We start from the raw sequence: 23910 nt of genomic DNA on the forward strand, positions 1-23910 counted from the left end.
ATGCTCGCTGGCCTCCATGCCCAGCAAGCATCTTGAATCAGAAAATCACCCCAAAGGGAATCCCGCTTGAATCAGCCAAACGTCATCCCGCTCTAAGCACGTCGTTCAGATCAGGCATGATCCTTTTTTCAGGGCGCCGACCGACAGGTCTGGCGCCCTGATGCTGTCCGTGGTGGCTCGGTGCTATCGCGGCAATCGTCCAGACACAGGCTTTCCCTTGCCAACGACGCCGTTATCGCTCAGAGTAATGATAACGCTAACAATCAGGGGAGAGAAAGTGATTCAGCTGTCCAAATTGGTGTCGCGCATGGTGCGCGCGGCTGGATCATTGGGTTCCCTGACCTGCCTGCCCGTACTGGCCTTCATGATCGCGCAGCCGGCTTTTGCGCGCGAAAGCGTGTCGATCAGCCGGGACTGGCGCTTTACCAAGGGTGATCCGGCGGGGCTGACCACGGACCTGCGCTATGATGTGCGTCCGCCGATCGAGGATAGCGGCGACGGCAAGATCGCCGATGCCCGCCCGGATGCGGCCGTCCAGGTCGATGACAAGGGCGCGAAGGTGCTGAAGCCATGGATTTTGCCCAGCGCCAATCCCTTCATCAAGGATGCGTCGAAACATCATGTCCGGCCTGCGGGCAATCCCGGTGGCGATATATCCTATGTCCAGCCCGGTTTCGACGATAGCGGCTGGACCCATGTCGACCTGCCGCATGACTGGGCGATCGCCGGGCCGTTCATCAAGGACGGCCCTTATGGCGGCATGGGCCGCCTGCCGAGCTGGGGCATCGGCTGGTATCGCAAGACGCTCGATATTCCCGCGAGCGACAAGGGCAAGTCGATCTTCCTGGATGTGGAAGGGGCGATGTCCTACGCCACTGTCTGGCTCAACGGAAAGCTCGTGGGTGGCTGGCCCTATGGCTATAACAGCTTCCGACTGGACCTGACTTCCTATGCGGTGCCGGGCGGCCGGAACCAGTTGGCCATTCGGCTGGACAATCCGCAGGCGTCGGCGCGCTGGTATCCGGGCGGCGGCCTCTATCGCGACATCTACCTGACCAAGACCGACAAGGTCCATGTCGGCCAGTGGGGCAGCATCGTCCGCACGCCGCAGGTCAGCAAAGAACAGGCGACCGTCGACCTCAGCCTGACACTCGACAATGATGGTGACCGGCCGGCGCAGGTCGACGTGGCGACGACGCTCTATGCGATCGACAGCGACGGTAAGCGTATCGGCCGACCGGTCGCCAGCATCGCCCGCCAGTCGGCCAGCATCGCGCCGGGTGCCAAGGCGGTGCTCAGCGGATCGACCATGTTGCGCAATCCGCGCCTCTGGGGGCCGCCGCCCACGCAGCAGCCCAATCGCTATGTCGCCGTCTCCACCGTGACGCAGGGCGGCCGCCAGATCGACAGCTATGAAACTCGCTTCGGTGTGCGCGATATCCGTTTCGATCCCGACAAGGGCGTGATCGTCAATGGCGAGCATATCCCGCTGCGCGGCGTCAACAATCACCATGATCTCGGCGCGATAGGTGCCGCCTTCAATCGTCGCGCGGCCCAGCGCCAGCTGGAGCTGTTGCGCGACATGGGCACCAATGCGGTGCGCATGAGCCACAATCCGCCCGCGCCCGAACTGTTGGAACTGACCGACCAGATGGGTTTCCTGGTCATGGACGAAGTGTTCGACAGCTGGGAAAAGAAGAAGACGCCGCACGACTTCCACTTGATCTTCCCCGACTGGCACGAGGCTGATGCGCGGGCCATGCTGCGCCGTGATCGCAATCATCCCTCGATCATCATCTGGAGTGTGGGCAACGAGGTCGGCGAACAATATGATGGCGAAGCGGGTGCGAAGATCGGCCGCGAGCTGGTCGCCATCGCGCATGAGGAAGATCCGACCCGGCCGGCGACCGGCGCGATGAATTTCGCCAAGGCGGACATGCTGCTGCCGACCACGGTGGACGTCATCAGCCTCAACTATCAGGGCGCGGGCATTCGCGGTATCATCGGCCAATATCCCGCTTTCCGGGCGAAATTCCCGGACAAGCTGATCCTGTCGACCGAAAGCGCGTCGGCCCTGTCCAGTCGCGGCGAATACATGTTCCCGGTGGCGGGCGCGATCAGTGGTCCGGTGCGACCCTGGTCCGGCGGCAACCCTGACACGCATCAGGTAAGCGCCTATGAACTGCATGCAGCGGACTTTGGGTCGTCGCCCGATCGCGTCTGGGCGGCGGACGACCAGAATCCCTATGTCGCGGGCGAATTCGTCTGGACCGGCTTCGATTATCTGGGCGAACCCACACCCTATTACACGTCGCGCAGCAGCTATTCGGGCATCCTCGATCTTGCCGGTTTCCCGAAAGATCGCTTCTGGCTCTATCAGTCGCGCTGGCGGCCGGACCTGAAATTCGCGCACATCCTGCCGCACTGGACTTGGCCCGACCGCGTCGGCCAGATCACGCCGGTCCATGTCTTTTCCTCGGCGGATGAGGCGGAACTGTTCGTCAACGGTAAGTCGCAGGGCAAGGTCAAGAAGCGCGATTATGAATATCGCTTCCGCTGGGACTATGTCGTCTATGAACCAGGCGAAGTGAAGGTCGTTACCTGGAAGCAGGGACAGCCTTGGGCGACCGAGACGATCCACACCGTAGGTGAGGCGGCAAAACTCTCCCTGACCGCCGACCGCAGCGCCATTGCTGCTGACGGCCGCGACCTGAGTTTCGTGACGCTCAAGGTTCTGGACAAGGATGGCAATGTCGTGCCCGCCGCCAAGCAGAAGATCGATTTCTCGATCGAGGGGCCCGGTGAGATCGTCGCCACCGACAATGGCGATCCGACCGACCTGACGGCTTTCCCGTCGAAGATCCGGGATGCCTTCAACGGTCTGGCACTGGCGATCGTGAAGGGCGATCCCAAGCGGACGGGCCGGATCGTCCTGCACGCACGCGCGCAAGGGCTGGGCGAGACGCAGGTAGAAATCACAAGCGGACGCGCCAAGCCCTGATGAACGGGTATCTGGTGGGGCCTAGCGTTTCGCCAGGTGCCGTTCGGCCAGAGCGACGTGCAGCTTCACGCCCAGTTCCAGCACGTCGTCGTTGAAGTCATAATGCGGGTTGTGCAACGGCATCGATCCTTCCGGCCGCGCCTGACCCAGCCAGATGTAGGCGCCCTTGCACGCCTGTAGCATGAAGGCGAAATCCTCCGAGGTGAAGGCCGGGTCGGGCGCAAGCCTTGCTTCGCCGATAGTCGCAGCGGCGTCCAGTGCTTCCTGCGTGGCGTCCGCATCGTTGATGGTCGCGGGATAGAGGCGTTGATAATCGACCGTGGCAGCCAGTTCGCCGGCCATCGCCACGCCGGAAGCGACCTGACGGATCGCCTGTTCGATCCGGTCCTGAACCGCCGGGTCGAAAGTCCTGACGGTGCCCGTGATCGTCACGACATCGGGCAGGACATTATGGGCATGTCCTCCATGGATCTGGGTAACGGACAGCACGGCGGAAGAAGTCGGCGCGATCCGGCGTGAGACGATCATGTTCAATTGCTGGACAAGCGATGCCGCAGCCACGATGGCGTCGGGCGTGTCCTGCGGTATGGCGGCATGGCCCCCGCGCCCTTCCAGTCGGATGTCGAAGCGGTCGGCCGCACCCATGATCGGGCCGACCCGCGTGGCGATCGTGCCGGCGGGCAGATCGGGCCAGTTGTGCAGGCCGAACACCCGGTCGCAGGGGAAGCGGTCGAACAGGCCTTCATTGACCATTTCGCGCGCGCCGCCCTGTCCTTCCTCCGCAGGCTGGAAGAAGAAGTTCACGGTGCCGTCGAAATTGCGGCTTCGGCTCAGATATTGCGCCGCGCCAAGCAGCATTGCGACATGGCCATCATGGCCGCAGCCGTGAAAACTGCCCGGCGTCGTGCTGGCATAGGGCAGGTTGGTCTGTTCATGGATCGGCAGCGCGTCCATGTCTGCGCGCAGGCCGATCGCCCGGTTCGACGTCCCGTTGCGCAACACGCCGACCACGCCGGTCTTGCCTATGCCCTCATGCACCTCCATCCCCAGCGCACGCAGTTGCTCGGCTATCCGCCCGGCGGTGCGATGTTCGCAAAAGCCGAGTTCGGGATGCGCGTGGATATCGCGGCGAAAGGCGATGAGCGGTTCGATAAGGTCGGCAATGTCGGTCATGACGAAAGTCTAACGTCATCGTCGCCCTGCGAACAGGGGCTATCAGCCCGGTTCGATCGCGCTTTCCTGTCGCGCGACGACGGCGGTGACGGTCAGGTTGGCGCTGGCGCTGGCGACGGTGCGGGTCATGTCGAGCAGCCGGTCGAACGGCAGGACGAAGCCGACGACCAGCGCCGTCTGTTCAGGCGAGATGCCCACCGCTGACAATACGGCCGCCAACATGAAGAGCGAAGCGGAGGGGATCGGCGCGGTGCCGAAAGCGGCAAGCGATCCGGTCAGCAGCATGATCGCCAGCATCGTCGGATCAGGATGAACGCCCAGCGCCTGAAGGCTGAAGACGGCCAGCAGGCCCACATACATGGCGGTGCCGTCCTTTCCGATGCTGGCGCCGATCGGCAGTATGGTGGAGGCGATGGCGGGTTCGATGCGCAAATCTTCCTGCGCGACACGCAGGGCGACCGGCAGGGTCGCGGCCGAGGAGGCGGTGGAGAAGGCGACCAGCAGCGGATCGACCGCTGCCCGGAAGAAGCGACGGATCGACAGGCGGGCGACCAGCCGGATGAGCGGCAGGTGAACGAGCAATATCTGCGCGATCACGCCGAGCAAGACGCATAGTGTCAGCCAGCCGATATTGGTGAAGACGGCGACGCCATTGTCGGCCACGGCCTTGGCAATCAAAGCAAGGACGCCGAAGGGTGTGATTTCCATGACCAGGCGGACGAGGTGAAACAGCACGCGGCTGGCCGATTGCAGCATATTGGCGATGGGGCGTCCTTCGTCCCCGGCCAATATGACGCCGAAGCCGAAGAGCATGGCAAAGAAGATGATGGCCAGCATGTCCCCTTCGGCCAGAGACTGGACGATGTTGATGGGCACGATGCCGATCAACTGGTCATGCAGGGACTTTGCCTCCCCCAGCGCATGGGGAATGGCGCTGCCCAGCGCCGCGCCGGCGCCGGGGGTGATCAGCAGGCCGAGCGCCATGCCCACCGAAACGGCGCAGGCGGTGGTGAAAGCGAAGAGGAGGATGGTGCGTCCACCGACCGATCCCATGCGGCGAGGGTCCGCCAGCGCGGTCACGCCTGACGCGATCGAGATGAAGACGATCGGGACGACCAGCATCCGGATCAGGCGAACAAAAAGCTCCCCGATGAAGGCGATCCAGGGTGCGGCGGCCGGCCAGAAGAGGCCGAGCGCCACGCCGGCGACCAGCCCGGCAAGGACGCGCTGCCAGAGCGGGATGGCGAACCAGCGGCGGGCTAATGCGGCCATCGGAGGGTTACAGTCCGCCCCAGAAGCCCGGTTGCGCGGGCAACAGATGGCCGCGATCCCCGGTGACGCCACCCTCCCGGTCGGCCGACAGCCAGAGTGGCCCGTCCAGATCGACAAAGGCGCTGTCCGCCGCAATGGCCCAGGCAGGCGCAATGGAGAGGGACGAGCAGATCATGCAGCCGGTCATGACGCCAAGGCCGCGGGTGCGCGCCGCCTGCGCCAGATCGAGCGCGGCGGTCAGGCCGCCGGCCTTGTCCAGCTTGATATTCACCACGCCATAGCCGTCGGCCAGGCTGTCGAGATCGGCGGCGACATGGATGGATTCGTCGGCGGCGATCAGGATCGCGGAGGTAAAGCCGTTGAGATCGCCATCCTCATGCGCGGGCAGCGGCTGTTCCAGCAGGTCGATGCGCAGGTCGATCATCAGCGCCTGAAGATCGCTGACCTCCGCCATAGTCCAGCTTTCATTGGGATCGACGATCATGCGGGGAGCGGGCGCGGCGGCGCGGACGGCGCGGAGTTGTGCGGCGGGATCGGTCTGGTCTACCTTCACCTTGATCAGCGGCACGTTGGCAAGCGCGGCGGCGGCCAGTCCCATGGCGTCGGGCGTGTCGAGGCCCACGGTCATGGCGGTGGCGATCGGCTGGAGCGGCCGGGCAAGACCCATGGCCGTGGCGATGTCGCTGCCGCTCAGCCGCAATTCCAGATCCCACAGGGCGCAATCGACTGCGTTGCGCGCCGCGCCTGCGGGCAGCAGGTCTATCAGGGCGCGGCGATCGATGCCGCTCTCCAGCGCTTCCCGGATTGCCTCGATCTCGGCGATGCTGCCCTCCACGCTTTCGCCATAGCGGGGATAGGGGACGCATTCGCCCCGGCCGACGATGCCGCCCTCCGACAGGGTGACGGTGACGACATCAGCGGCGGTCTTGACCCCGCGGGAGATGCGGAAGGGGGTGGCGAGGAGGAAGCTTTCCCCCAGAGCGGTCAGCGTGCGAGCCATGGGGATCAGGCAGTCTCCGTTGCGGGGGCAGTCGTCGCGGCGTCCGTTTCCAGCAGCCGATCGAGGATCGCCTCCACACCCATGCGATAGGGATCGGAACAGGGCAAGCCGAACTCGTCGCCGATGCGGGCGCAGAGCGCCAGCGCGTCAGCCTCCTCCATGGTGGAGGTGTTGAGCGCGATGCCGACGACGCGGACATCGGGGTTGGTGAGGCGCGCGGTGCGCAGATTGGCCTCCAGACAGTCGGACAGGCCCGGCGGCGTGTAATGGGGCAGACCGCGCATGCTCTGGCGCATCGGATCATGGCACAGCACCAGCGCGTCGGGCTGGGCGCCGTGCAGCAGCCCGGTCGACACGCCGGCGAAGGAGGGGTGGAAGAGCGAGCCCTGACCCTCGATCAGATCCCAGCCGCCGTCATGGCGATCGGGCGAAATCTGCTCGATCGCGCCGGAGATGAAGTCGGCCACCACAGCGTCCAATGGTACGCCGTCGCCCGCGATCAGGATGCCAGTCTGGCCGGTGGCCCGGAAATCGGCGGGGACACCGCGCGCGGACAGGGCGCGGGCCAGACAAAGCGTGGTGTACATCTTGCCCACCGAACAGTCGGTGCCCACGGTCAGCAGGCGATTGCCGGTGCGCTTCTTGCCATTGCCGACCGGGATATCGGGCCGGGGATCGCGGACGTCATGCAGGGCGCGGCCAAGGCGCGTGGCGGCTTCGACCAGTTGCGGTTCATCCTTCAGGCGCTGATGCAGGCCCGATGCGATGTCGAGCCCGGCTTCCATCGCGGCGAGCGCATCGCGCACCAGATCCTCGCCCAGCTTGCCGCCGGCATTGGCGATGCCCAGCACCAAAGTCCGTGCGCCAGCGGCATAAGCGGCGGCAAAGTCCATGCGGGGCAGGCCCAGCGTCAAGCCGCAATCGTCATGGCGAAATTCGCCCACGCAGATATCCGGCCGGAACACCGCCAGCCCGCGCGAAGTCTTGATGCCGATCTCGTCATTGCTGTGGCCGAGATAGAGGAGATAGGGCGTGGCGATCATGGATGTGTCGAACCTGTGCTGATGGGAGGTCCGTCATATCGCCGGGCCGGCGACAGCCCCAATATCGATGCCCACATAGGCTATAGCCTGACGCTATAGGCTCTCGATCACCTCCGAAAGCAGGGTCAGAAATTCCGACGCGGTCTTCGATGGCGGCCGGTTCTGGAGATAGACGGCATTGATGTCGAAGGTGATGGCGGGCTGGAGCGGGCGGCTCGACAGGCCGGGCGCGGTCGAGGCATGGGCGGTGAAATTGTCGACGATCGCCATACCGACCCCGGCGCGGACAAGGGCGGCGGCGATATAATAGGTGCGGGCCGACACCACTTCATCCAGTTCGACGTCGAGGCGGGAAAGCTCGCTGGAGAGCACCCGGCCGATCGGGCCGCTCTGGGCCGGGCTGATGAATTTATGGTCGCGCAGCTCCTCCAGATGGAGGCGGCCGGGGGCGTCGGGCATATCCTCCTCGCGATAGAGGACGACCAGTTCGCCCTCGCCAATCACCTGATGGGCGACCGGAGCGGACAGGGGGACTTCGAAGCTGATCGCAATATCGGTTTCGCGCTCATATAATTTGCGAACCATTTCATCATGATGCAGCGTCTGAAGATCGAACATGATATCTTCATGGCCGCGCAGGAAGCGAGCCACCGCATCGGGTATGGCGCCCAGACCCAGCGAAGGGAGGGCGGAAATGCGCAGCAGGCTGCCGCGCCCATGCCGCATATTCTGGGCCGCCTGCCGCAGGGAGCGGACGCGGTCCTGAATGTCGGAGACTTCGTCGAACAGGGTGCGGGCGTCCTGGGTGGGGATCAGCCGCCCCTTCGACCGTTCGAACAACGGCAGGCCGATCGATTTCTCGGCATGGCGCAACACCTTCGTCACCGCAGGCTGCGATACGTTGAGTGCGCGGGCGGCGGCGCTGACGGTGCCGTGCAGATAGACGGCGTGGAAAATCTCGATCTGGCGCAGGTTCATAGGCGTCGTCCCCTCTGGCTGCGACCCGTCTTTGCACGCAACGACAGGGGCTCTGCGGGCCACCATGCCATCGGGTTATAGGCCGCGCAACCGGCCGGGTCTGGACGGCGGCCGGTTATCCGGGTCATGTTGCGCAATAGGCTCACTTGCCAGGGATTTCATGATCATGCCTTCTTCTCGCCTCTCCCGTCGCTGCCGTATCGCATTGCTGGCGAGCGGTCTGGTCGCCGCGGCGGCGGTCGCCCATGCCGCGCCGCAAGAGAAGGCGGACGTGCTGATCCGGGGTGGCACCATCTATGATGGCGGCACGGGCAAGCCCTATGTCGGCGATATCGCGCTGAAGGGCGACCGGATCGTCTATGTCGGCCGGGCGAAGGGGCTGACGGCGGCAAAGGTGATCGATGCCAAGGGGATGATCGTCGCCCCCGGCTTCATCGATGCGCATACCCATGCCGACAGTTTCATCCGTTCGCCCGACGCCGCGACGCGGGTCAATGCCGCCTGGCTGGATCAGGGGGTGAGCACGGTGATGATCGGGGTCGACGGCTTCGGCACGCCCGATGTGGGCGCGGATGCGGCGAAGCTGGAGGCGTCTGGCATCGGGACGAATATCGTGCCCTTCATCGGCTTCGGTCGGGTGCGGCAGCAGGTGCTGGGCGATGACGCGCGGGCGCCCGATGCGCAGGAACTGGACCGGATGAAGGCGCTGGTCGCCAAGGGCATGTGTGAAGGGGCGACCGGCTTTTCGGCCGGGCTTTTCTATCCGCCGCAGAGCTTTGCCAAGACCGAAGAGGTGGTCGCAGTGGCGAAGGAAGCGGCGATCCGGGGCGGTCTGTACGACACCCATCAGCGGGACGAATCCAGCTACACGATCGGCCTGCTGGGATCGGTGAAGGAGGCCATCTCGATCGGCAAACAGGCCGGGATGCCGGTGCATTTCGCGCATCTGAAGGCGCTGGGCGTCGATGTTCAGGGGCAGGCCCCGGCGGTAATCGCGGAGATCGAGGCGGCGCGCAAGGCGGGGCAGGATGTGACCGCCGACCAATATCCCTGGCTGGCGTCGGGATCGAGCCTGGACGCATCGCTGCTGCCCGGATGGGCGGTCGATGGCGGCGGCGAGGCGCTGGTCAAGCGGCTGGACGATCCGGCGACGCTGGCGAAGATCCGGGACGAGATGCAGAACAACATGCGCCGTCGCGGCGGACCGAAGGCGCTGCTGCTGATCGCGCAGGGTTTCCCCTGGACGGGCAAGACGCTGGAGCAGGTGGCGGCGGAATGGCAGGTCGATCCGCGTGACGCGGCGCTGCGCATCATCCGCCAGAGCATCGAGACGAGCGAGCCGGGCAAGAAGGGCAAGGGGACGGCGGTCGCCTCCTTCAACATGGCGCAAGCCGATGTCGACCTGATCATGCAGCAGCCCTGGATCGTGACATCGTCGGACGGGTCCGATGGCCATCCGCGCATGTTTGCGACCTTCACGGAAAAATATGTGAACTATGTCCGCGACCGTAAGGTGATCAGCCTTCAGACCTTCGTGCGGCAATCGACCGGCGCGACGGCGGACATCTACAAGATCGATCATCGCGGCTATCTGAAAGCGGGCTATTATGCCGATGTGGTGGTGATCGACCCCGCCCACTATGCGCCGCGCGCCGACTATGTGCATCCGCGCGAACTGAGCGTCGGGGTAGCCAAGCTGTTCGTCAACGGGACGCTGGCGGTCGATGGCAGCCAGACCACGGGGGCGAAGGCGGGACGCGCTTTGCTGCGGCCCAAGCCGGCGGCGGGCTGTTCGTGAACAGTAATGTCCGCGCTTAACTTCGCATATGTCCCGTGAATCGTGAAATTATCGAACAGATGTTGGACATTTTATGATGATGTGCCGGCATCGGAGACGGTGGAAAGAGCCGTGGCCATGATAGGACGGTGAGGGTCGATAGGACAGGATCGCCGGTTTGGCGTGCCATGACATCAGTCTAAATCGTCATTGCGAGCGCCACTGCACGACCATGGATTGCTTCGCTGCGCTCGCAATGACGGGGTAGAACAAAGCAAAGTCATGACGGTTTAGCGGCGATCCCGAAGGTGTCGCAGAGCTGCTTGCGCCGAGGGCGACACCTCCCGCCAATGCCGCGACTGGCCGCAGCTATAATTGATGCGCGGCGCTGACCGTACCGATGGCGGACCTGCCGACCCTGCCTGCGCGGGGTTCAGGAATAGCAGATAATCGCCGCCCACATCGGGCCGTCCCGACGCGCCGTCCAGATAGAAGCCGCCGCTGTTGCGTTCAGTGGAGAAGGAGAAGCTGGCTGGCAGTTTACCCTTGAACGTTTCGATCAGGCGAAGGCGATAGAGCGTGCCGCTGGTATCGGCGGACTCCCAGTCCTTCCCATCTATCACGCGGGCGCGGACCACCCAGCGCGCGTCGCGATATTCCTGCGCGACTGTCGTTCTGGCGTAAAGCCTGCCGCCATAGCTGCAAAGCGCCTGCGCATCGCTTGTGTTGAATAGCAAAGCGAGCAGCAGCAGGCGGGCAGGGGAGGACGGCATGGCATGAGGTTATCGTGGCGATTGGATGACGCAAGGCCGATGATCGCGGGCAAGAAAAAGGGTGGCGGATCGTTGATCCGCCACCCCGTTCCTCCTGGCAATGTCGAGTTTATTCGTTCTCCGCATTTTCCGAAGCAGATGATGCCATCTGCTTCGGAAATGCTCAGTTGGTCTTGAAACGCACGCCGACGCGGAAGCTGCGGCCCAGCAGGTCGCTGTAGGTCGAGTTGGCCGACAGACCGGTTTCGGGCAGCAGGATCGGATCCTTGTCGAACAGGTTGGTGATGTTGAGGAAGACCTGGCCGTCCGCACCGCCGACCTTGATCTTCGCGGTGAAGTTGAGGTCGGTGTAGAAGGTGCCGTCGACATGGTTGTTGTTGATGGTCGGATTGGCCGCCGTGCTGGTCGGGCAGGCGGTGGTGCAGACGATATAGGTGTTGTTGTAGGTGCCTGAACTGACGCCGCGGCCGACTGCGGTGATCGAGTAGGTCGGGGTGTCGAAGGTCGCCGACAGGCGGAAGATCCAGTCGGGCGTGCTGGACTGGCCGCTATTCTGGCCGACCGTGTCGACCGGCACCGAAATACCGTTGTCGACCAGATTTTCCAGATAGTTGGTTGCCGTGCCGTTCAACGTCAGGCTGCTGGAGCTGCCATTGTTGAACAGGCGGTCCATGGGCAGGGTGTAATTGATGGCATAGTCGATACCACGCACCTTGACCTGCGCGAAGTTGAACGGGCTGGCGGTGACATAATAGTCGCGTTCACCCAGCGGGTCGCGGACGATGGCGGCGCAGAAGCTCTGAATGCCTTCATTGCAGCGCTGGGCGATGTCATCGGCATAGAATTGCGCGATCGCATCCTTCACCTTGGTGCGGAACCAGTCGACCGAGATGGACAGGCCCGGCACGAAGCGCGGCTGGAGCACGCCGCCGAGCGTCAGCGTATCGGCCTTTTCGGGGTCGAGCGCCAGATTGCCGGTGGTCAGTTCGCGGAAGGTGGCGCCAGCATATTGGCCGTAGGCCGATGCATTGGTGCCGAAGGTGTTGGTGCGCGACGTGCCCGACTGGAATAGTTCGTTGAGGTTGGGCGCGCGAATGTCGCGCGAGCGGGTGCCGCGCAGCAGGATGTCGGGGATCGGCTGCCAGGTCAGGCCCGCTTTCCAGGTGGTGACATAGCCCGACGTCGAATAGTCGGTCGCGCGCACCGCGCCGTTGAATTCCGCGCCCAGACCCAGCGGAACGACGGTTTCCAGATAGGCTTCCTTGACATTATAGCTGCCGAAGGTGGGGCGGAAATTGCCGACCGACCAGCCGCTCTGATATTCGGTGGGGACGTAGCCCGACACTTCTTCCTTGCGATATTCGCCGCCGACCGCGACGCTGACGTCGCCGGCCCAGGTGGCGAAGGGCGTGACCGACAGGTTCAAGCCGGCCGTCGTCTGCTTGAAGCGCTGGTCGCGATAGGGATCGCCCAGCGCCCATTCGACCGCCGCCTGATTGGCGACGCCGATGCCCAGACGATTGAGCGAAATGCAGCCATTGGTCGGGTTGGTCAGGGTGGAGCGGCAGACGATCGTGCCGGTCGGGCTGTAGACGGCATCGGTCGCCTGCGCGAGGCGCGTAGTGTTGATGATGTCGCGCAGCAGTTCATGCGTGTCGGTCTGGCCATATTGGCCATAGACATCCCAGACCGCCTTCTTGCCGAACAGCTGGAATTCGCCGCCGGCACCGATGGCGTAACGCTGCACTTCGCGGGTGCTGTTATTCTTGCGATAGGGCATGTCGGCCGATGAGGAGCCGATGGTGACGGAGGTGACGCCCGCCAGCGCGGCGGCGCCCAGCGCCTGTTGCAGATAGGGGTTGTCGCTGGTGAGGGTGAAGGTCGTCGCCTGCGGACCCGCATTGAACAGGGTACGGTTCCAGTTGTAGGAGGCTTCGCCAAACACTTCGATCCAGTCGGCCAGCTGATAGCTCAGGCGGCCGAATACGCCGCGACGATCGTCTGTCGCATCCAGGCCGATGCGGCGCGAGGTGTCGTTCATTTCCCAGTCGCCGCCGACCGTCTGCGAACTGTCGGTCAGCGAACCGAACTGGTAGACGCCGGGCGTGCCGCCCTGCCCGAAATAGGTGGCGCGCAGACTGGTGCCGTTGCCCACCTGCGAGCGGATAATGCCGCCCGGCGTGGTGTTCCAGGTGCCCGCGCCGCGCACGACCAGGCTGGCCGGACCGCCGGCCGCGATCGCGGCGGCGGTGTTGGCGACCGTGCGGTAGCCCAGCTGGTTCCAGTCACGATCGACATCGAAAATGCCGTCCTTATGGGCATATTCGCCCGACAGCAGGATGTGACCGCGGCCGTCGGCGAAGCTTTTGCCGATCGCGCCGTTGAAGCTGTAGTTGAAGCCGTCGCCCTTGTCGGTGATGCCGGTGTCGGCGTTGATCTTGAAGCCCTCATATTTCTTGTCGAGGACATAGTTGACGACGCCTGCAACCGCATCCGACCCATAGGCTGCCGATGCGCCGCCGGTCACGATCTCCACGCTCCTCACCAGCGCCTGCGGGAAGGTGTTGATGTCGACGAGGCCGGTGATGGTCGATCCGACCGAACGGCGGCCGTCGAGCAGCACCAGCGTACGCACTTCGCCCAGGTTGCGCAGGTTCATCGTGTTGATGCCCGCAAGACCGGAACTGATGGCAAGGCGCGAGTTGGATGGACGGGCGCTGCCGGCCAGCGCCGGCATCTGGTTGATGAGGTCCGCGATATTGTTAGTCGGCGACTGGTTCTGGATCGCCTCCTGCGACATGACGGTGAGCGGGGTGGGCGATTTGAAGCCATCGCGCACGATACGGGTGCCTGTGACGACGATCTGGTCGACCGGGGCGGCATCCGCACTTTGCTGGGGCGTTGCGGCATCCTGTGCCAGGGCGGGTGCGCCATGGACCAGCGCCAGAGCGCTCATCGCCAGCCCGAAACCATGGTAACGGCCCAACGACCGACGAGTACGCCTGAAATCACGCATAGATAAAAGCCCCTTTTCAAAGGATAGGGTTGCGCACTTTTCCTGCGCGCGCGGCTTCCTTGCGCCGATCTGACCCTATCCTGCCCTTTCAACCACATGACCGCAGGCAGGCCGTTTCGCCGTCTGCCGGTTCCCACCATGCTGTCATCACGATCCCGTCAGACCCATCCGAAGGGAGGGGAAAGCCGGTTCCATGACGGGGAGGTTACAGGGTGGTCACGGTTGGTCAATAGATTTGGTATTACTTTGATCATATACAGGTATAGCCAAAGGGAATGGTGGGGTGGCGCGACCCCGCTCCGTCGGGTTACGGATAGCTTGCAGTTATGGGCGCTGGTCGGCTTACTATAGGTCCGTCCGGTCCCGCTGCGATAGTCGTTTCCGCCCTGTTCAAGATAAGGAGGCTGTGTTGATCCAGCGTCGTGCGTTCCTTCTGGCCGGTGTGGCCGCATTCGCCTTGCCCGGCGGGCTGATGGCGAGGCCAGTGGTGCGGGGCGGGAAGCCGTTGCGGATGAAGGCGGCGGGGGCAAAGGCGCCGATCGAGATACTCGAGGATGAACTGGGCGTGCCGCATGTGCGGGCGCAATCGCTGCACGATGCCTATTTCGGGCAGGGCTATCTGGTGGCGCGTGATCGGCTATTCCAGATCGACATGGATTATCGGCGCGACATGGGGCGGATGGCCGAAGCCTTTGGCCCGCGCTTCGTGGCGGCGGACAAGGCGGCGCGGCTGTTCCTCTATCGCGGCGATATCGCGGCGGAACTGGCGAGCCTGCCGCCCGGCGTGCTGGAATGCGCTAAGGGGTATGTCGCGGGCGTCAATGCCCGGATCGCTGAACTGGCGGCCGATCCGGCGCAGATGCCGCTGGAATATGGGATATTGGACCTGAAACCGCTGCGCTGGGATGTGCTTGATCTGGTGCGCAACCGGGGCATCGGCATGGGCGACGCTGATGATGAGGTGCGGCGCGCGCAGATGCAGGCGAAGGGGCTGCTGGAGCAGGATGCGCTGATGGCGCCGCTGCGCCCGGCGTGGACGTTTACGGTGCCGGAGGGGCTGGACTGCGCGGCGGTGAGCGACGCCGATCTGGGCGTGCTGGACCCGGCGAACCGGCCGGTGCCGTTCGATGCGATTCAGGAGGCGTCGCTCGACCGGGCGGAGCGACGCGCCGATCGCTTTGCGCAGGGGAGCAATGCCTGGACCATCGCCGCGTCGCGCAGCGCGACCGGGCGGCCGATCCTGGCGAACGACCCGCATCTGGGGATTGGCGGCACCAGCCCGCGCCACATGGTCCATCTGACCGCACCGGGGCTGGACGTGATCGGCGCGGGCGCGCCGGGCCTGCCGGGGATCATGCAGGGGCATAGCGACCATTTCGCCTTTGGCCGCACCAATTTCCATATCGACCAGACCGACCTGTTCATCCTGCGTACCGACAAGAATGACCCGGAGCGTTACTGGCACAAGGGGCAGTGGAAGCGGTTCGAAACGTTCGAGGATGAGATTGCGGTCAAGGATGGCCCGGCGCAGCGGGTGACGTTGCGCTATGCGCAGGGGCGGCCGATCGTGGCGCAGGATGCAGCGAAGCAGCGGGCCAGCGCCTTTGCCACGGTCAGCATGCTGCCGGGCGCAAATATGCGCTTTGCCATCATCGCGATCAATCTGGCCAAGGACTGGCTGTCGCTGCGGCAGGCGTTCAAGATCCATACCTCGCCGACCAATTTCCACTATGCCGATGTGGACGGCAATACCGGCTGGCAGACGATCGGCTTCACGCCGATGCGCCCGAAGCATGACGGCCTGTTCCCGGCGCCGGGTGACGGCGATTTCGACTGGACGGGCATATTGCCGGTCGAGGAAATGCCGTCCGTCTATAACCCGAAGGAAGGCTGGTTCGCCTCCGCCAATCAGCTCAATATCCCGGCCGATTATCCCTATGGCAAGAAGGTCATCAGTTTCGACTGGAGCGATCCCTTCCGCTATGACCGCATTTCCGAAGTGCTGCGCAGCCAGCCAAAGCACCGGATCGAAGACAGCATCGCGCTCCAGCATGATGTCCAGTCGCTTCCGGCGCGGGCGCTGGTGAAATTGCTGCCGGACAAGCTGTCGCCCGAAGCGCAGCCGGCGGCGGCAATGCTGAAACGCTGGGATTGCGGGTTGGAGGCGGATAGCGGCGCTGCGCTGCTCTACGAGATGATCATGCCCGAACTGCAATCGGGCTTCCGCGATCTGGTGGTGCCGGCGGCAGCGCGGGAATTTATCCCGTCGGTCAACCTGTTCGAAATGCTGCGGATATTGGCGGCGCCCGACAAGCGGCTGGGGCCGGTGCCGGATCTGGCGCGCAATGCGCTGATCGAACGGTCGCTGATCGCCGGGTGGAAGAAGGCGGTCGCGCAGGGCGGGGCCGATCCGGCGCAATGGCGCTGGGGCGATCTGCATCGGGTGACGCTGGCGCATCCGCTGTCGTCCTTGCCGGGCATCGCGGCGGCTTTCCCAAAGATCGAGGGCGGGCGTTCAGGCGGCGATGGCTTCACGCCGATGGCGCGGGGCTTCAATCCCAGGCGTGGCTATCAGGTGTCGCATGGCGCCAGCTATCTGCTGGTCGCGGATGTGGGGGCGTGGGACAATAGCCGCTTCCTGCTGTTGCCCGGCCAGTCGGCCGACCCGCGATCGCCGCGCTATCGCGATTTCTATCCGCGCTGGCTGGCGGGCGAGATGCAGCCGCTCTGGTTCAGTCGTGAGGCTGTGGAGGGGCATGCGGTGGAGCGGATGGAGATATTGCCGGGGTAAAGCCTGTTTGAAAAATGCGCGAAAGAGCGCATTTTTTGCCGCCGCACCGGCCCACACCCCCGCCCGACCGCCCGCAGGATACCATAGCTGGGCGGTCGGGCGGGGGTGTGGGCCGGTGCGATTAAAAGCTATAGCGCCGCCGCTATGTCGACCAGCGCGCGGTCGACGGCGGCGGTGGCCTGTGCATCGGTGCCATCAGGCATGTCGTTGGCGAGGGCGGAGAAGACGAGCGTGCGGCCGCTCTTCGTCACGAAATAGCCGGAGACGGCGCGGGCGGCGTTGAGCGATCCGGTCTTGGCGAACAGCTTGCCTTCCAGCAATGTGCCCTTGAAGCGGCCGCGCAGCGTGCCGTCCTGCCCGGCGATCGGCAGCGTTTCGCGCCAGGCCATGCCCCAGGGCTGCCGCGCGATCCATGTGAGCAGGGTGACGGCGGCGCGCGGGGTGACGCGGTTATAGGAGGACATGCCCGATCCGTCGGCAAAGCTATAGCTGGTTTCGGGCAGGCCTGCCTGCGTCATCAGCCGGTGCAGCACGATCTGCCCATCGGCGATCGAGCCGCTCGCCTGCGCGCGGGACACGCGGCGCAGCATCAGGTCGGCGTGGAGATTCTGACTCTGTTTGTTGATGATGCGCATGTCGTCCGCCAGCGGCAAGGCGGGGAGTTGCGCGAGCATGTCGGGCGAGGGCGGCTGGGCGGCGGGCGCACCCTTGCGGATGGCGGGATCATCGTCCGGCGAGAGCGGACGGTGACGGGCCATGACCGTGCCGTCGACTTTCACGCCCCGCGCGACGAGCAGGGCGCGCAGCCGCCAGGCGGCATAATGGGCCGGATCGTCGATGCTGAAATGGAGCGTGGCGGGTTTTGCTTCCACGCCGATCGTGCCGGTCAGGCGGATGACGCGGCCATAGGGCATGCGGTCGGCTATGATCGCTTCGCCCTTGCCGGGGACGGTGATGACACGGTTGTCGATGTCATAATAAGCGGGCGCGGTGACGGTCGGCGCCGCGCCGATCGTGGCGGGCACGACCGAAGCGGTCATTTCATTATCGTCCAGCGTCAGCGCGGAAATGCCGGTGCCATAGCGCGACTGGATATTATTCCAGCTCATCCCCGGCCCCCACCGTTCATCAGGAAACCAGCTATCATCGCCCAAGATGTTGTGGACATGGCGGGTCTTTGCGGCGACCGCGTCGGCCAGCGTCTGGAGGCAGTCGATCGTGCAATTGTCCGCGCTGGAAAGCCGCGCATCGCCACGGCCGACAAGGATGACGTCGCCCTGATCCAGCCGGACGCCGGTGCCCTGCGCCGCAGCATCCAGCGCAGGCAGATCGGCATAGGCGGTGGCGGTGGTGAACATCTTGGTATTGGAGGCCGGGATGAAGCGCTGATCCGGCGCAATGGCGAGGATCGGTTCGCCCTCCAGCGTGGCGACCAGCAGGCCATAGCGTGTGCCCGCCGGCCCCTGCGCCAGTTGCTGTTCGACCGCGGCGAGGAGCGGCGGCGGCGCATTCTGGGCGGACAGGCCGGTCAGCGGCAGGGTGAGGGCGAGCAGGGGGATGATAAGACGCATGGCGCGGATCATAGACCGCAAGCAGACCGGTGGAATAGGACGTGAATGGCGGAACCTATAACTTGGGGCAATGAGGTGGACTTGCGGTGCTGGCGGGGATCGGACTAGCCTGTTGTGCATGTTGTCCCTGCTCCTTGCTCTCGCCTCTGCCACCGCGACGCCTCCCGCGCATCCGCCAGTCGCTATGGTCCGGCTGACCTTCGATCGTAAAGGCGTGACCGGCAGCAAGATCTCCGGCCCGGCCGACCTGGCGACTGGGCGAGCGGTGACGATCGATGATCCGGTTCGGGTTGCGTCCATTTCGAAACTGGTGGTCGCCATCGGTGTCATGCGACTGGTGGAGGCGGGCCAACTCGATCTGGACCGGGACGTGTCCGACTGGCTGGGCTACCGGCTGCGGCATCCCGGTTTTCCGGATCGGCCGATCACGCTGCGACTGCTGTTGTCGCACCGGTCGGGGCTGGTCGACAGCGCAGGCTATGCGCTGCCGCTGGATGCGGACATGCGCGCCACGCTGGACAAGGCGGAAGCATGGGATGCGCACCACGGGCCCGGCGACTGGTATGCCTATACCAATCTCAACTTTCCGGTCGTCGCTGCGGTCATGGAGCGAGCAACCGGTGAGCGGTTCGACCGGTTGATGGATCGGCTGGTGCTGAAGCCGCTGAAACTGGACGCCTGCTATAACTGGTCAAGCTGTTCGGATGCCCGCGCCGCGCAGGCGGTGGTGTTGTATCAGGACGGGCAGCAGGTGCGGGACGATAATAAGGGCGCGAAGCCGGCCTGCACGGTGACGCCGGCCCGCGATGGCAGTTGTGATCTGTCGACCTGGGTTGCGGGGCGCAATGGCGCGATCTTCTCGCCGCAGGGCGGTCTGCGGATTTCGGCGCGCGGATTGGCGACGGTGGGACGCCTGCTGCTGGGACGGGGCATGGTTGATGGCAGGCGCCTGTTGAGCGAGAAGAGCATGGCGCAACTGATGACGTCGCTATGGACCTATGGCGGCGTCGATGCCGCCAATGGCGTGACCGGGGAAGCCGATACGGGCGATACGAACACGGGTTTCACCTGCCGCTATGGTCTGGCGATCGCCTTCCTTGCGACGGCTGCCAAGGGGTGCGCCGATGATGCGTTCGGCGACGGCCGACAGCGTATCGGCCATGCCGGTGATGCCTATGGCCTGAAGTCCGGGCTGTGGATCGATCCTGAAGAAGGCACCGGCGTCGTCTATTTCGCAACGGATGTGCAGGCAGGGCGGGGTGCAGTCAGCGCCTACACGCCGGTCGAGGAAGGGTTGGCGCAGGGGCGGCTCCCCTAGGCGGCATCCCATGCCCGGATCAGCGCGTCGCCTACCGCCGGGCGCAGGGTGAATATGCCGCTGTCGGCATGGCGCGTGGGGTGGACGCGGTTGGTGAGGAGAGTCCAGGCGAGGCCGCGGTCGAAATCGATCCACAGGCCCGTACCGGTGAAGCCGGTATGGCCGATCGTTTCGGGCGAACAGGCGTCGCCGCCTGACCAGCCGGCGAAAGCGCGTTCCCAGCCGCAGGTGCGATGGCCCAGTTGCGCGGTGCGGGTCTGCGCCAGCATCGCCGGGGAGAGGATCGAGCCGTCGAGCATCGCTTTGGCGAAGGTCAGCACGCCGTCGACGGTGCCGAACAGGCCGGCATGGCCCGGCGCGCCGCCCAGCGCAGAGGCGTTTTCGTCATGCACTTCGCCCTTGAGTATCCGGCCGCGCCAAATGCACGCCTCAGTCGCGACGGCGGGGCCGGGGGGCGGGCCGTAGGACAGGCCATCGCCCAGCGGCCAGTCGGTGAGCGGCGCACCGGTGATGCGCTCGATCGCGATGCCGAGCAGGATGAAGTTGATGTCGGAATAGACCGGCGGGCCGTGGCGCCATTCGCGCTGGAGGACGAAGGCGCGCAGGCGGGCGGGATCGTCGCCATAAGTGTAGATCGGTTCGACGGCGGGCAGGAAGCTGCGATGGGCGAGGCAATCGCGGAAGGTGAGTTTGCGTTCGGCGGCGTTCGCGACGTCATATTGGCGCAGGTCGGGAATGGCGTCGGTCAGCGGACGGTCGAGATCGAGCCGGCCCTGCTCCGCCAGTTGCAGGATCATGGTGGTGGTGGCGATCACCTTTGACACGGAGGCGAGGTCGAACCAATGGTCGCGGGTCAGGGCTTCGCGTTCGGGCAGGATGGCGGCAGATCCGGCGATGCGCACGGCGCTATGGCCGTCGGCACTGACCACGCCCAGCGTCGCGCCGGGGATGCGGCCGCTGGCGACAGCTTCCGCCGCCGGGGCGAAGGCGGCTTCGCAGATTTGGTCGATCATTGGAAACCCTTACGCAGTTCTGGCGCGCACGCGCATGACGATCGGCAGGAAGAAGATAGCGGCGAAGCTCAAGGCGCCCGACAGGATGAAGAAGCCGTCATAGCCGATCTGCTTCTGGATCGCGCCGGCCGCGCCACCGATCAGGCGGGGCAGCAGGAAGGCGAAGCCTGACAGGAAGGCATATTGGGTGCCGGGATAGCGCGGGCTGACCAGCATGGAGAGATAGACGACGAAGACGGCGCCTTCCAGGCCATGGCCGAACTGGTCCACGCCCGCCGCGACATAGAGGACGAAGGCGGAGGGTTCGGCATACCAGAGCCAGACGAACACCCAGTTGCCGATGGCCGAGGCGCAAGCGCCGATGATGAGCGCGACCGTCATCGGCAGGCGCGCGGCACACAGGCCGCCCAGCGCCACGCCCGCCATGGAGCAGGTGAGCGCGACGACGCCGTCGGCCATGCTGATCTGTTCCAGGCTATAGCCCGCCGCATTCCAGAGCGGGTGCGAGAGGGTCAGCGTCAGCACGTCGCCCATGCGATAGAAGGAGACAAAGGCCAGCACCGGCAGCACGGCATAGCCATAGCGCCAGAAAATCTCGACATAAGGGGCGATGAAGCCAGGCATTTTCGCGGGCGCATCGGCCGGCAGGCGGCGGATGCGCGGCAGGGCGATGGCAAGCGCGACGAAGGGCAGCAGCGCGACCGCGAGCACGATCGGCGTGACATTGGTCTGGGCGGAGAAGCCCGCGCCCTGCACGGCGGAGAGGAGTGCCCAGCCGATCAGCGCAGTGGCTGCGCCGGTGACAGCGAGGATGGCGAGGCTGACGAGGGTGCCGCTGATCAACGCGCCGGTGCGGCCTTTTGCGCCTTCCTGTTCCGGGCGCATCGCGGCGAGTATGGGGAAAGGCAGGAAGGCGGCGATAGCGATGGCGAGATAGGCCCAGGTCCAGTCGGCCCAGGCGGCGACGAGCACCGCGCCGCTGCCGGCCGCGACCATGGCGCTGCGATAACCCCACAGGTTGGCGGCGACGATCGGGCCTTGTTGCGCCTGTGTGGGGGCCAGTTCGATACGCCAGCCATCGGCTGCGACTTCCAGCGTGGTGGTCCAGAAGGCCAGCAGGATGGCGAAGAGGGCGGTGAGCGGCAGGCTCTGGTCGCCGGACGTGAAGGCCATGGCGACCATGGAGAAGAAGATGCCGAGTTGCGACAGCATGATCCAGCCGCGTCGCCGGCCCCAGAAGCGGGAGAAGCCCGGCACGCTGTAGCGATCCAGCAGGGGCGCCCAGACGAATTTGAAGGTCGGTAGCAGCGCGATCCAGGCGAAGAAGCCGATGACGACGATGTCGATGCCATGGCGCGCCAGCCGCAGCGTCAGCACCGCATTGAACATGTAGAAGGGCAGGCCGGCGGAGAAGCCGAGCAGAAGATAGAGGCCGAGCGTACGGAGCGGCGGGCGCTCCGGGGTGGGCGCTTCGCTCAGGTCAGCGGCGATCGATGCGGTCATTCAGCCGATTTCCTTGAGTTCGGTCACGAAGTCATAGCGGTCGCCGCGATAGACGGAGCGGGTGAATTCGACCGCCCGGCCGCCGGGGATGCGGGTGAGGCGCTCGATCCGCAGCACTTCGCTGTTCTGGCGGACGCACAGCAGGCCGGCTTCGGTGGGCGTGGCGAGCGAGGCGCGGACGCGCTGTGTGCCGGATGTGGGGCGAAAGCCGCTGCGGCCCATCGCTTCATAGAGAGAGTCGCCGATGGTCGTGAGGTCGGGCAGGCAATCGGCGGGGACGATAGCATGTTCGATCGCCAATGGCTCCCCGCCCGACAGGCGCACGCGGCCCAGGCGCGCGACGCGGGCGGAGGGGGAAATGGCCAGCGCTGCGGCTTCCTCTTCGGTCGGCTGGGCGTAATTTTTCATCATCCAGATGACGCCGGGATCTTCGCCACGAGACAGGGCGTCATGGGTGAAGCTGGACAGGACGGAGGCGGGCGTTTCGATCCGGCGGGCGACGAAGGTGCCCGATCCCTGCTTGCGGAACAGCACGCCTTCCTCGATCAGTTGCTCGATCGCCTTGCGCACGGTGACGCGCGAAATGCCGGCCATTTCGCTGAGGTCGCGTTCGGACGGCAGGGCATTGCCCGGGATGATGCCGCCGCTTTCGATATGATCGCGCAGATTGCGCGCCAGTTGCAGGTAGAGCGGCGTCCCGTCTTCCCCGCGCGCGACCAGTTTTTCCCGCATGTCCGCCTATCCCCCCTGTTGCGCGGCCCGCATCGCGGCCGGCAGATTCTGGCCATGAATGTCAAGAAGACGGTGCGCTTCGTCGGTCGCCACCCCCATGGCGACCAGCACCGCCTGCTTGATGTCCTGCCCGGCCGCATCCAGCGCACGCGACGCGGCGGCCATGTCCACATCGGCAATGTCGCGCACCATGGCCTCTCCGCGCAAGCGTAGCTTTTCGTTGGAGATGCGCATGTTGACCATGCGGCCGCGATAGACGAGGCCCATGCGCAGCATGATCGCGGTAGACAGAATGTTAAGCGTCGCCTTCTGCGCCGTGCCGGCCTTCATCCGGGTGGAGCCAGCGACGATTTCGGTCCCGGTTTCCGCGACCAGGCCATGGTCGGCGGCGGCGGGCAAAGCGGTGCCCGGATTATTGGCGATGGCGATGGTGAGCGCCCCGGCCGCGCGGGCGGCGGTGATGGCGGCGAGCGTGTAGGGCGTGCGGCCGCTGGCGGCGACGCCGATCACTACATCCTGCGGGCCGATGGACGCGGCGGCGATTTCGGCGCGGGCGGCGTCGGCATCATCCTCCGCGCCTTCGGCCGCTTCGGTGAGCGCGGCGAGGCCGCCGGCCATCAGGAAGAGCAGCCTCTCCTGCGGCCAGTTATAGGTGGGGTAGAGTTCGACGCCATCCTGCACCGCGATGCGGCCGGAAGTGCCGGCGCCGACATAGACCAGCCGGCCCTGCGTGCCGAGGCGCGTGGCGGCGGCTTCGGCGGCCTGTGCGATGGCGCCCGCCTGCGATCCGATCGCAGCGATGGCGGCCATCTGCCCTTCCAGCATCGCTTCGACCGCGCGAATGGTCGGCCATTGGTCGATATCGACATAGCGCGGATCGATGGCTTCGGTACTCATATATGCTCCGTGGCCGGCCGTTGACGTCCGGCTGTGATCGGTTCAACTTCAT

Annotated in this window: 16 protein-coding genes; 4 read left to right on the forward strand and 12 right to left on the reverse strand. The window is 65.1% G+C overall.

Features of this window, described 5'->3' with window-relative positions; translation table 11 throughout:
• Positions 1 to 277: 277 nt before the first annotated feature.
• On the forward strand, positions 278 to 3001 hold the full coding sequence (galB, locus tag BMX92_RS09610; protein ID WP_256213351.1) for a beta-galactosidase GalB: 2724 nt from the start codon (positions 278 to 280) through the stop codon (positions 2999 to 3001).
• 21 nt (positions 3002 to 3022) lie between these two features.
• On the opposite strand, the gene BMX92_RS09615 is transcribed toward galB, so the two are convergent.
• The 5 genes from BMX92_RS09615 to BMX92_RS09635 all read right to left on the reverse strand — a co-directional run bounded on the left by BMX92_RS09615 (position 3023) and on the right by BMX92_RS09635 (position 8467).
• On the reverse strand, positions 3023 to 4174 hold the full coding sequence (locus tag BMX92_RS09615) for a M20 aminoacylase family protein (protein ID WP_093015658.1): 1152 nt from the start codon (positions 4172 to 4174) through the stop codon (positions 3023 to 3025).
• Positions 4175 to 4216: 42 nt separating this feature from the next.
• Complete coding sequence (locus tag BMX92_RS09620; protein WP_093015661.1) at positions 4217 to 5446, reverse strand: dicarboxylate/amino acid:cation symporter; 1230 nt, start codon at positions 5444 to 5446, stop codon at positions 4217 to 4219.
• Positions 5447 to 5453: 7 nt separating this feature from the next.
• Positions 5454 to 6446 (reverse strand): N-acetyl-D-Glu racemase DgcA, encoded by a 993-nt coding sequence (gene dgcA / locus BMX92_RS09625; RefSeq protein WP_093015663.1) that lies wholly within the window; start codon positions 6444 to 6446, stop codon positions 5454 to 5456.
• 5 nt (positions 6447 to 6451) lie between these two features.
• Positions 6452 to 7489, reverse strand: coding sequence for an N-acetyltransferase DgcN (gene dgcN, locus BMX92_RS09630; protein WP_093015667.1), 1038 nt, complete (start codon positions 7487 to 7489; stop codon positions 6452 to 6454).
• 93 nt (positions 7490 to 7582) lie between these two features.
• Complete coding sequence (locus BMX92_RS09635; RefSeq protein WP_093015670.1) at positions 7583 to 8467, reverse strand: LysR family transcriptional regulator; 885 nt, start codon at positions 8465 to 8467, stop codon at positions 7583 to 7585.
• Between the two features lie 166 nt (positions 8468 to 8633).
• On the opposite strand from BMX92_RS09635, the gene BMX92_RS09640 reads away from it, so the two are divergent.
• On the forward strand, positions 8634 to 10265 hold the full coding sequence (locus tag BMX92_RS09640) for an N-acyl-D-amino-acid deacylase family protein (protein ID WP_093016041.1): 1632 nt from the start codon (positions 8634 to 8636) through the stop codon (positions 10263 to 10265).
• Between the two features lie 269 nt (positions 10266 to 10534).
• On the opposite strand, the gene BMX92_RS09645 is transcribed toward BMX92_RS09640, so the two are convergent.
• Both BMX92_RS09645 and BMX92_RS09650 read right to left on the reverse strand, forming a co-directional pair.
• Positions 10535 to 11017, reverse strand: a complete 483-nt coding sequence (locus BMX92_RS09645; RefSeq protein ID WP_093015673.1) for a hypothetical protein — start codon at positions 11015 to 11017, stop codon at positions 10535 to 10537.
• 163 nt (positions 11018 to 11180) lie between these two features.
• Positions 11181 to 14033, reverse strand: coding sequence for a TonB-dependent receptor plug domain-containing protein (locus BMX92_RS09650; protein ID WP_177184982.1), 2853 nt, complete (start codon positions 14031 to 14033; stop codon positions 11181 to 11183).
• 409 nt (positions 14034 to 14442) lie between these two features.
• Between BMX92_RS09650 and BMX92_RS09655 the strand changes: the two genes are divergently transcribed.
• A complete protein-coding gene (locus tag BMX92_RS09655; protein ID WP_093016047.1) occupies positions 14443 to 16824 on the forward strand; it encodes a penicillin acylase family protein in 2382 nt (793 codons plus the stop codon).
• Positions 16825 to 16952: 128 nt separating this feature from the next.
• On the opposite strand, the gene dacB is transcribed toward BMX92_RS09655, so the two are convergent.
• Entirely contained in the window at positions 16953 to 18395 is a 1443-nt protein-coding gene (dacB, locus tag BMX92_RS09660) for a D-alanyl-D-alanine carboxypeptidase/D-alanyl-D-alanine endopeptidase (protein ID WP_256213352.1), read from the reverse strand.
• Between the two features lie 118 nt (positions 18396 to 18513).
• On the opposite strand from dacB, the gene BMX92_RS09665 reads away from it, so the two are divergent.
• Positions 18514 to 19713: a serine hydrolase domain-containing protein gene (locus tag BMX92_RS09665; protein ID WP_218145751.1), complete on the forward strand. Its 1200-nt coding sequence runs from the start codon at positions 18514 to 18516 to the stop codon at positions 19711 to 19713.
• Here BMX92_RS09665 and BMX92_RS09670 read toward each other — a convergent pair.
• Genes BMX92_RS09670 through BMX92_RS09685 form a run of 4 tightly spaced genes read right to left on the reverse strand, consistent with a single transcriptional unit; the run spans position 19710 to position 23858 of the window.
• Entirely contained in the window at positions 19710 to 20726 is a 1017-nt protein-coding gene (locus BMX92_RS09670) for a serine hydrolase domain-containing protein (RefSeq protein WP_093015679.1), read from the reverse strand. The two genes, BMX92_RS09665 and BMX92_RS09670, sit on opposite strands and share 4 nt — an antisense overlap.
• A 9-nt stretch (positions 20727 to 20735) precedes the next feature.
• Positions 20736 to 22229 carry a permease gene (locus BMX92_RS09675; protein WP_093015682.1) on the reverse strand — a complete coding sequence of 498 codons (1494 nt, stop codon included), beginning with the start codon at positions 22227 to 22229 and terminating at the stop codon, positions 20736 to 20738.
• Positions 22230 to 22961 (reverse strand): GntR family transcriptional regulator, encoded by a 732-nt coding sequence (locus BMX92_RS09680; RefSeq protein WP_093015685.1) that lies wholly within the window; start codon positions 22959 to 22961, stop codon positions 22230 to 22232.
• 6 nt (positions 22962 to 22967) lie between these two features.
• Complete coding sequence (locus BMX92_RS09685; RefSeq protein WP_093015688.1) at positions 22968 to 23858, reverse strand: N-acetylmuramic acid 6-phosphate etherase; 891 nt, start codon at positions 23856 to 23858, stop codon at positions 22968 to 22970.
• Between the last annotated feature and the right edge of the window lie 52 nt (positions 23859 to 23910).

Origin of the sequence: Sphingobium sp. YR768, from assembly GCF_900111125.1 — a bacterium.
Taxonomy (GTDB): domain Bacteria; phylum Pseudomonadota; class Alphaproteobacteria; order Sphingomonadales; family Sphingomonadaceae; genus Sphingobium.